This is a genomic window from Bradyrhizobium uaiense, from assembly GCF_010811875.1.
Lineage (GTDB): Bacteria > Pseudomonadota > Alphaproteobacteria > Rhizobiales > Xanthobacteraceae > Bradyrhizobium > Bradyrhizobium uaiense.
This window is the reverse complement of the sequence record NZ_VKHP01000325.1, coordinates 1-9151: the sequence shown is the minus strand read 5'-3', so window position 1 is coordinate 9151 and position 9151 is coordinate 1. Positions and strand designations below refer to the sequence as shown.

6 protein-coding genes and 3 pseudogenes are annotated in these 9151 nt (G+C 59.6%); 5 read left to right on the top strand and 4 right to left on the bottom strand.

Going from position 1 to position 9151, the window contains the following annotated elements:
- Window positions 1-122: 122 nt before the first annotated feature.
- Window positions 123-1329, top strand: a pseudogene (locus tag FNJ47_RS54895) (MFS transporter); the annotation flags it as partial.
- A gap of 611 nt (window positions 1330-1940) precedes the next feature.
- A complete protein-coding gene (locus FNJ47_RS54890) occupies window positions 1941-2750 on the top strand; it encodes an enoyl-CoA hydratase-related protein (RefSeq protein ID WP_430649475.1) in 810 nt (269 codons plus the stop codon).
- 45 nt (window positions 2751-2795) lie between these two features.
- On the opposite strand, the pseudogene FNJ47_RS42130 reads toward FNJ47_RS54890, so the two are convergent.
- A pseudogene (locus FNJ47_RS42130) lies at window positions 2796-3902 on the bottom strand (IS630 family transposase); the annotation flags it as partial.
- Here FNJ47_RS42130 and FNJ47_RS42125 point away from each other — a divergent pair.
- Window positions 3901-4200, top strand: coding sequence for a LexA family protein (locus tag FNJ47_RS42125; RefSeq protein ID WP_430649474.1), 300 nt, complete (start codon window positions 3901-3903; stop codon window positions 4198-4200). The pseudogene FNJ47_RS42130 and the gene FNJ47_RS42125 sit on opposite strands and share 2 nt — an antisense overlap.
- Window positions 4201-4609: 409 nt before the next feature.
- Here the strand turns inward: FNJ47_RS42125 and FNJ47_RS51945 are convergent, their stop codons facing one another.
- Genes FNJ47_RS51945 through FNJ47_RS42110 form a run of 3 tightly spaced genes read right to left on the bottom strand, consistent with a single transcriptional unit; the run spans window position 4610 to window position 7508 of the window.
- The gene (locus FNJ47_RS51945) at window positions 4610-5584 is read right to left on the bottom strand and encodes an electron transfer flavoprotein subunit alpha/FixB family protein (protein ID WP_163162183.1); all 975 of its coding nucleotides are present in this window, start codon (window positions 5582-5584) and stop codon (window positions 4610-4612) included.
- The gene (locus tag FNJ47_RS42115) at window positions 5581-6351 is read right to left on the bottom strand and encodes an electron transfer flavoprotein subunit beta/FixA family protein (RefSeq protein WP_163162181.1); all 771 of its coding nucleotides are present in this window, start codon (window positions 6349-6351) and stop codon (window positions 5581-5583) included. Before FNJ47_RS42115 ends, FNJ47_RS51945 begins: the two co-directional genes overlap by 4 nt.
- Window positions 6348-7508, bottom strand: a complete 1161-nt coding sequence (locus tag FNJ47_RS42110; protein WP_163162179.1) for an NAD(P)H-dependent flavin oxidoreductase — start codon at window positions 7506-7508, stop codon at window positions 6348-6350. Before FNJ47_RS42110 ends, FNJ47_RS42115 begins: the two co-directional genes overlap by 4 nt.
- Before the next feature lie 1048 nt (window positions 7509-8556).
- On the opposite strand from FNJ47_RS42110, the pseudogene FNJ47_RS54885 reads away from it, so the two are divergent.
- A pseudogene (locus tag FNJ47_RS54885) lies at window positions 8557-8700 on the top strand (nuclear transport factor 2 family protein); the annotation flags it as partial.
- Between the two features lie 189 nt (window positions 8701-8889).
- A partial coding sequence (locus tag FNJ47_RS42105) for a transposase (protein WP_430649473.1) occupies window positions 8890-9151 on the top strand: 262 nt, incomplete at its 3' end.

The window sequence follows — 9151 nt, the reverse complement described above, 5'->3', positions numbered from 1 at the left end:
TCCTATGACAACATCGTCGATCACTGCTGTTACGCTTGGAACACTCTCATCGATCAGCCGTGGCAGATCATGTCAATCGCGCTCCGCGATTGGGCCTACATCGGTCGATCAATTTGAGGATTGGTATTAGCTTCAACATCGCACGCAGTTCCGGTCCAGCGATCGGTGGCATCGTGGTTGCGACCGCGGGCGCGTGCGCTGCCTTTGCGCTCAGCGCGTTGCTCTATCTGCCGCTGATGATCGCCCTGTGCCTTCGGAGACGTGTGGCGGAGCCCTCGCCCTTGCCTCGCGAAGGGCTGAGGCGAGCCATTGTCTCGGGCGTGCGCTACATTGCGAATTCGCCTCCGATCAGGATCGTGATGGTCGCGCCATGGCAACCGGCGCGATCGGCAGCTCGATCTCGGCTCTGATGCCGCTGATCGCGCGCGATCTCTTGCATGGTAGCGCGCAGACCTACCGGATCATGCTTGGCGCCTTTGGTCTTGGCGCGGTCATCGGAGCTCTTAGCATCGGCGAGGTGCGCAAGCGAATGAACGGTGAAGCCGCGGTGCGCACTCGCATGCTATCGATGGGCTGCGCGATCGCCGCCGTGGCGTTGAGCCGTGCGCCGGTTCTGACCGCGATCGCACTGATCTTGGCTGGCGCGATGTGGCTGATGACGTTCACGTTGTTCGATATCGGGGTGCAGTTGTCCGCGCCGCGCTGGGTCGCGGGACGGTCGCTCGCGGCTTATCAGGCTGCGTACTCCGGCGGCATTGCCGTCGGCAGCTGGGGTTGGGGCCGCCTCACCGATGCCGCTGGAGTCGAAATCGCGCTGCTTGTCTCCGCCGCGCTGTCTCGCCGCTACTTGGGCTCTGGCTGCGGATGCCGCGCATCAGCGCCCGCGGCGAGGAGGCCGAGTTGCTGGGCGATCCCATGGTGCGGCTCCCGCTCACCGACCGAAGCGGCCCGCTCGTGGTGGAAATCGAATATCGCGTTGCGGCGGAGAATGCCCGCGCCTTTCACACATTGATGCAGAACGTACAGCTGTCCCGCCAGCGCAACCGGGCCTATGGCTGGTCGATTGCACGCGACATCGCCGAGCCGGAGCTGTGGACTGAGCGCTATCACTGTCCTACATGGCTCGATTATTTGCGCCACCGGAACCGCTCGACCCGGTTGGAACGCGCCCTTGATTTCAAGGCCATGGCTTTCCATACCGGCTCCCACCCGGTGCGTATTCGCCGCATGCTGGAGCGCCCGTTCGGATCGGTCCGCTGGAAAGAGGACGTGCCCGGCCGCGCCGCGGACGAAGCTCTGCTCAGCGATTGCGAACGCGGCAATCGGTAGTGGTTGGTCCGTAAGCTAGGGATATCATCATTGATGTACTGGTATTTGTGGATCAACGCGTAAGAGGAGATCGGTCGGCCCGTTCTGATGATTGTGGACTGCGACTCTTCTTCCAAGCTTGCTCGGAGCGAAGATGTCGAGTTGCAGAACGCCTTTTTCGAGGTTCACCGATCGATGGATTCCTGGGCGGAGTGCTTGTTTTCGCGAGTGGAGATGCGTCCACCCTTCGAGAGATGGCGGCGCGTCCAACCCCGCGCTGGCTCGCGTCTTGAGATGCTCGCCACGAGTTGCTTGGCGCAAAATGACCGTATATTAGCGTCATGCAGCGCTGGGCCGCCACTGCGGGCCAACTTCAGAAAGCTTCACATTTCGCCCATCCAACGCAGAATTTCGGGCCCGCTATCGCTAAAGGCGGGGCATTTCAGCTTAAAAGCCGTCTATGATTTCGCGACTGGCAGCGGAAACCTGAGCTCATTTTCTGTTGAGGGGACTTGATTCGGATCCTTCACCATCGAGCTTGATCCTCGAGGGCTCCTTAGCTGAACGGTTTGAGTGCAGAGGCGGTGCTTTTGATCCCCGAATTGTTGGACTTGAGCAGACGAAGGCACGCAATGTGTCGAAGGGTGACGGAGGACGCAATGACTGATCAGCGAGTAGTATTGTCAGAGAAGAGGGGGGCTGTCTTTTATATAACCCTTAATCGGCCGCACGTGTTGAACGCCATGAACCTGGAAATGGAGAAGGCGTTGGTGGAGTCCATACAGACGTTCCGGGATGACGACGAGCTATTGGTAGCTATATTGACGGGCGCCGGTGGACGGGCCTTTTCGGCAGGCATGGATCTTAAGGAAGTTGCGCGAGATGACTCTGATGGTCGGGGACGCGGGCAGGATGAGATCCGTCGGTTCGCTGATCTAGAGATATGGAAACCAATAATTGCCGCCGTTGACGGCTACTGCGTAGCCGGTGGGTTCGAAATAGCTCTTCAATGCGACATTCGAATCGCGACGTCTCAATCGACCTTCGGCTTACCCGAACCGCGCTGGAATCTAATGGCGAACTATTTCGGTTGCCATAACTTGTCGAGGATGATTCCGCTAGGGGAAGCGATGTATATCCAATTGACCGGAAATCGAATCGGTTCTCAGGAAGCGCTCCGCTGCGGGCTGGTGCATAGTGTGCATCCGGACCGAGACGCCCTTATGAAGGAAGCAGACGCCATCGCAGACTCGATAACTCTATGCTCGCCACTGGCGGTCCAGGCAATAAAGCAGGTCGTAACGAAAGCACGAAGTCTGCCGGTGGAGGAAGCATACAAAATGGGGATACCAATGTTGCGTCGCTTGATGGAGATGGAAGATGGGACGGAGGGCCCCAAGGCTTTTGCGGAGAAAAGACGGCCAGTGTGGAAGATGAGATAGCGTTCCAAAAGCGACTAGTACTTCTGCACGGTGATTATGACTCTTTGGAAGCGTTTGGGCGCACCCCATTTTGGCACGGGCCTTTTCTGTTGTGAACATCCATTTGATGCGGGAGCGGGCAGCATTTCTCTGCCGTTCCCAGGAGGAGATTTCGCGGCGCAGCCGCTTGGGGTCGTCGATCCTGCGGGCGAGAGACTGTCCCCGCAAGACGCCGATCTCGATCTCAACCATGTTGAGCCAGCTTGCATGCTTTGGGGTGTAGTGGAACTCGATCCGTCGCATGATGCGGCGCGCTTCGGCGGGCGAGAACGTCTGATACAGAGCGCCGGCGGAGTGGGTCGATAAATTGTCTTGGACGACCTGGATGATCTCGGCATCGGGATAATGGATGTCGACGAGGTCGCGCATGCATTGGGCATAGTCTCTTGCGGTTCGTCGCTCGGTGACTTTGACCTTGCGCCAGGGACGATGCACGTCGAGGATGACGAAGAGATTGACCGTTCCATTGCGACGATACTCGTAATCGTAACGTTCGAGCTGACCCGGTTTGGCCGGGATAGGCTGACGGACCTCGCCGATGAGCTGCACAGGGCTTTCGTCGAAGCACACCACCGGCCGCTTGGGATCGGGCGCCTCGGCGTGGAGGTCGAGCACGTCTTCCATGCGAGCGACGTATTCGCCATCGACGTGCGGAATGCACCACATGTCGCTGCGCCAGAGTTTGAAGTCATTCTCCGCCAGACGTCGCCGGACCGTCTCGCGCGACAGGTTTTTGTGCTCGGTGAGCTTGACGAGCGCCCCCGCCAACAGATCGAGCGTCCAGCGGGCACGGCCCTTTGGAGGAGCCGCACAGGCGGTCGCCACCAGCAAGGCTTCTTCCTTGCCCGTGAGCTTGCGTTCCGCCCCGGGTCGCGGCTCCTCGCTCAGCGCCCGTTCCAGATTGCCTTCCACGAAGCGGCGCTTGGTCCGGTACACGGTCGAGCCGCTCACGCCGACACTCCTGGCGATCTCCTCGTCGCCGGCCCCGGCATCGGAAGCCAGCAAAATCTGGGCGCGCTTGAGTTTGCGGGACGCATGCTTGCCGCCGCTGAGTAGCACCTTGAGCTCGCTGCGCTCGACTTGGCTGAGTTCGACCCGATAGTGTACATTCATGCCTGCCTCCCTGAGAGGCACGCACGAACAACTGAATCGGATGGCCGGCGTGAGTCCTTCGGCAAAAACCTTCACGCCCAAGCAGGGGCAATACCTCGCCTTCATCCACCTCTATAAGAAGCTTCACCGAAGGCCTCCGGCGGAAGCCGACATGCAGGAATATTTCCGCGTCAGCCCGCCTTCGGTTCACCAAATGCTGCGATCGCTCGAGAGAACTGGCCTCATCAAAAGGTTGCCAAGGACAGCTCGCAGTATCGAACTCCTCGTTGATCCCAAAATCCTGCCGGAGCTAATCTGACGCATGACCCAACCGGTCAAAATCACTGTGCACAGCCACTAGCGATCTAAGGATTTGCGTTCGCTGCGGCCTAGAGTGGCTAGCGTGCGTTGTGGCGCAGAGCACTCCTATTGGCGAATTTCGTGCCTGATTGGATTCCGAAGGGAATCGCGATGCGGAGGCGGCTCACAAGGGTTTGACGATCGCCGAGGGCATCTCAATGCAAAGCGCAAAGACCCTTGAGAGAGAGGATCGAGCTTCTTCCTGGACCACGCCTGAGCGGTGAGATTGTCTGGCGATCTCAGTCACCGCTCAGATTCAGGAGAGTTTGCAGATAAGGGGAGGATTGCGCCCTCGACCGGAGTTTGCCGTGCGGAACCGTCACCATGCGTCTCGCCGGAGAGGTGGTGCATCACTGGTTGGTAGGGATTCACGTACGCATTTCCGATCGCTCCTCCAAGAGGCGTGTCACCTCTGGTATGATCCGCAGTGCATCGCCGACGATCCCGAGATCGGCGATCTCGAAGATCGGCGCCGCTCGGTCCGAATTGATCGCGATAATGACCTTCGCGTCCTTCATGCCGACCAAGTGCTGAATGGCGCCGCTTATTCCAACCGCGATGTACACGTCCGGTCTCACGATCTTGCCGGTCTGCCCAATCTGCGCGGAGAAGGGTCGCCACCCGGCGTCGACGGCCGCGCGGCTTGCGCCGACTGCGGTGTTCGGTATCACGGCGGCAATACGCTCCAAAAGCTCGAAGTTTTCCGCATTGCGCAGTCCCCGCCCACCCGAGACGATCACGCGGGCTTCCTCGACATTCGCCCCTGCCGCAGGCTGCTCATTCCTCTCGACGAGCCGCGCGCGCCGAGTCGCTTCCGGTACGGCGGGGTCGACAAGTATCACGCGGGCGACGCCGTCGTCCGCACGGGTGGGGAATGCTTTCGCTCGCACGATAACGATGCGCGGAAGTGGGCCGCTGAGAGCAACGTCCACGACCTTCGTCCCGCCGAAGACTTGCATCCGCACACATTCAGTAGACACCACGTCATCGACGTTGGACACCAGCGTACTACCCGTCATCGCCTGGAGCCGGCCCGCGACGTCGCGCGCGTCGGAACTCGGACCGAACAGGATGAGCGCGGGATCGTGCTCGCCCGCGAGACGATGGAGTACCGTCGCCGCCGGCCATCCTGGACAGTCGACGAACACCTGGTCGTCCGACGCGAATACAGTTCGCGCGCCATACCGGCCCAAGGTCGCTGCCGCTGCCGTCGCTCCGGGTCCGAACGCAACGGCACCGATGTCGGTACCCACGTCCCGCGCTTTCGTCAGCTGCTCGAGGGCCGCTTCCTCCACTGTGCCGTCCGCCTGCACTTCTGCGTAGACCCATACTTTCGAAGTCATCTTAACACCTTCGCCTTCTCGAGAGCAGCGACGATACGAGCCGGCGCGACGCTTGCGTCCTCCACGATCTCGCCAGCGGCCCTTCGCACGACGTCTTCGGCGGCGACCACCTTCTGCGCCGACGCCACCTCGCTCGAAGCGAGGGAGAGATCGGAAACGGAGAGCGTAGCGACCGGTGTCTGCTTCGCTCGAACGACACCCTTGAAGGATGGATACCGCGGTTCATTGGCCGCAGTGGTAACCGCGAGAACACAAGGGAGCGGGCACTCCAGTACATTGTAGCCACGAGCTGTCTGCCTCTCCACCCGGACCACGCCAGTCGTCAGCTCGATGCGACGGGCGAACGTAACGCTCGGAAGATCGAGGAGCTGCGCGATTGTCATCGGCAACGTGCCGGTTGAGCCATCTGTGGACTCGACTCCGGTAACGATGAGGTCATATGCGCCGCGCCGGAGCGCGGCCGCAAGCACGCGCGCCGTCACAAGCGCGTCGGCTCCGGCGAGAAGCGGATCGGTCACGAGGACGCCTCGCTGGACGCCCATCGCGATGGCCCGGCGCACTGCCGCGAACGCTGACGCCGGACCCATCGAGATCGCGGTGACTTCTCCGGAATTCGCCTCCGCGATCCTAACGGCAGCTTCGACGGCGTGCTCGTCTCCCGGATCAAGTACTCCTTCTCTACCATCTCGCTTAAGAAGAAAATTGTCGGACAGCTCTGGTCGAACAGATGGATTCGGCGCGCTTTTCACTAGGACGGCGATCTTCACCGATCTGATCCCCCATTTTCGGTAAACACATCCGCGAACCTCTGAGCCACACTCAAATACTCGTCCACCATTTCGAAGATCACCTGCTGGACGGGTTTGACCTGGTTCATCAATCCGACGACTTGACCCGCACCGTAACCCATGAGCTGTCGAGCCCCCTCACTGGAGTAGGCTGCGCGTTCAATCCGATCGTACGCGTCCGCAGAGAGCAACCACTGCAGCGGCGATGGAAGCGTCCCCGGGCTGGCCGGATTGGTATCCCACTCTTCCGTCCAAGCCGTCCGTAGCACACGCGCCGGCTTTCCCGACTCTGCCCGCGACCGGACTGTATCGCTCGATGTAGCGCGAAGCAGTTTCTCCTTCAAAATCGGATGGGTTTCCGCCTCCTCCGTTGTCAGCCAAACGCTGCCTGTCCATGCACCCTGAGCGCCAAGGGCGAGTGCGGCTGCAAATTGCCGGCCCGTAGCGATTCCGCCCGCAGCCAGGACAGGAACAGGCGCTACTGCGTCAACTATCTCGGGAACAAGGACCATGCCGCCTATGTCGCCTGTATGGCCGGCGGCTTCATAGCTCTGTGCTATTATGATATCGACACCCGCGTCCAAGTGCCTCATCACGTGCTTCTTAGCGCCGACAAGCCCCGCAACCCGAATTCCCTTTCGATGCGCATCCTCCACCAATTGCGGCGGGGGTGCGCCGAGCGCGCTCGCGATAAGTTTGATTCGATGTTGGAGCGCCACGTCGAGAAGCGCGAGCTCCTTATCACGTGAAAACGCCTCACGAGAATCGGCATAGTTGCGGCCGCTATCGGGAGATAATCCAGGCGGCAGTTCGGGCACCCCATACTTCGATAGGAGATCATTTGCGAACTTCCGGTGGCCTTCGGGGATGCGCGCCTCGAGCTCTGCTAAAGTCAGCCCTCCTGCCTCATCGCCATAGAGCTTCGCCGGAATTTGCGCGTCGACACCATAGGGTCGATCTCCGATTTCCTTCTCAATCCAATTCAGCTCGGTTTCGAGCTTTTCCGGGGTCAGTCGTGCAACTCCCAGCACCCCCAACCCACCCGCCTTGCTGACAGCGGCGACAACGTCCCGACAGTGGCTGAAGGCGAAGATTGGATATTCGATCCCCAACATTTCACATACCGGTGTTTTCATCGCATATCTCCGCTTCGATTGCCCCGACCTTCAAGATAAGAGCTCGTTCGATCTGCACTTCCGCCCAAATGATGCACTTCAGCACCGTCATGATGGTCTTGGGGCAATCTGGCTAATTATCTCATCCACTTTTGACTTTGCCTCCGATGTTCATTTCGATGTCCGTCTGCGGTGAACACATTGCGTTGCGTCTGAAGAATGTAGGGCGACATCATGAAGAATAACTGCGACAGTCGCTACACGCTGCAGGATTTAGGCAAACTCTGGCTTATTCGGCGGTATTCGGCAATAATCGGGTCCGCACGCAGAGTTTACTGCAACGTCTGCGAGGCGCAGGTTGGCCATGCCGCTACGATCTGCGTGGCCATAAAGTTGCTCTTGCGCACAGCGCTATTTCTTCTTGCAGCATTGGCTCGCCGACTTGTGGCCCTTGCAAAGTCTTGGTGTCGGCGCTTCTCTACGAGTTGAATAAGAGTTAAGATAAATGAACGCTCAGAGTTTCGGCAGCCGGTCGAGGAGATCAGCTGTCGGATTCGACTCCGAGACGCCGCTTGTTGACCTTGCGCCGGCCAAGCATCAGATAGGAATCCGATTGTTGCTTATTCTATAGCGCATTCAAGGAGTGCAACATCACCTTTGATAACGAAGAGACGCCGCAGCTCAGGGCCTTCTATTCCGCCGAACTGCCGGCCCGAGCGATCCCGATCGTTCCGGCGCAGGTGGATTGATATGGCGTGAAATCCATCGAAGAACGCCGCGAGGTGCAGTACTTAAGCTTGAACACTGAGCTCATTGCTTAAATCAACATTGCGATTTCGGTTACAGGAACATCACGTTCACCCCGTTGCCGACAATTTTGTCTCGCTGAACATAACCCCGACGTCGGGATGTACTTAACCTCCTGCGCGTCAGCTTTACCCATGCTTCCGACAGAATCAGCGACGCTCAGAGGTCCAAGCTGCAGAGCGCTTCGTTCGAAGACAGAACTCTGTAATGGGAGGAGGGAAATGTTGGAGGCGTTTGTAAGGCAAGCTTTGAGGCGGATCGCCGAAGGCTCGCCGCCTGCTTGGCTGGCGATACGTCAGAGCTGCAAAATTTGATGGCCCCAGGTGGGGTTTACATTCACACTGCAGGCAATATAGACACCAGGGATGAATTCATAGAAAAGTTGCGTACAGGACAGTTGGTTTGATAGCGGTACGACGACCCCACCTCGCTTAGGTGGACGGGATGAGCGAGAATCGCGCGTGGATTTGACAACGCGAGGGACGCTCATTCCATGCATCAAGACAGGCATGATGCCGCCTCCTATCAGCGGATCGAGGTGATCACGGGGGAGAGGCGACGGCGCAGTTGGAGCGATGCGGAGAAGGCGCGGATCGTGGCCGAGAGCGCCGATCCCGAGACGAGCATTTCCGAGGTGGCTCGACGCAACGGGGTCAACCGGGGACTGCTCAGTGTGTGGCGGCGCCAGGCGCGGCTCGCGTCGAGCGAAGCGCCGCAGTTCGTGCAAGTCAGGCTCGACGCCGCCGTCGAGGCGCAGCCGAACGCGATCGATAAGGCGCATGTTCTGGTGAGTCCGGCCGAGCGGATCGAGGTGATGATCGCGGGCGCGACGGTGCGCGCGCCCGTCGGCACCGCGA

Excerpts from the sequence above, each read along its gene's own strand:
- FNJ47_RS42110 (WP_163162179.1), bottom strand. The coding sequence starts at position 7,508 with ATGAAAACACCGGTATGTGAAATGTTGGGGATCGAATATCCAATCTTC.
- FNJ47_RS42125 (WP_430649474.1), top strand. The coding sequence starts at position 3,901 with ATGCCTGCCTCCCTGAGAGGCACGCACGAACAACTGAATCGGATGGCC.
- FNJ47_RS54890 (WP_430649475.1), top strand. The coding sequence starts at position 1,941 with ATGTGTCGAAGGGTGACGGAGGACGCAATGACTGATCAGCGAGTAGTA.
- FNJ47_RS51945 (WP_163162183.1), bottom strand. The coding sequence starts at position 5,584 with ATGACTTCGAAAGTATGGGTCTACGCAGAAGTGCAGGCGGACGGCACA.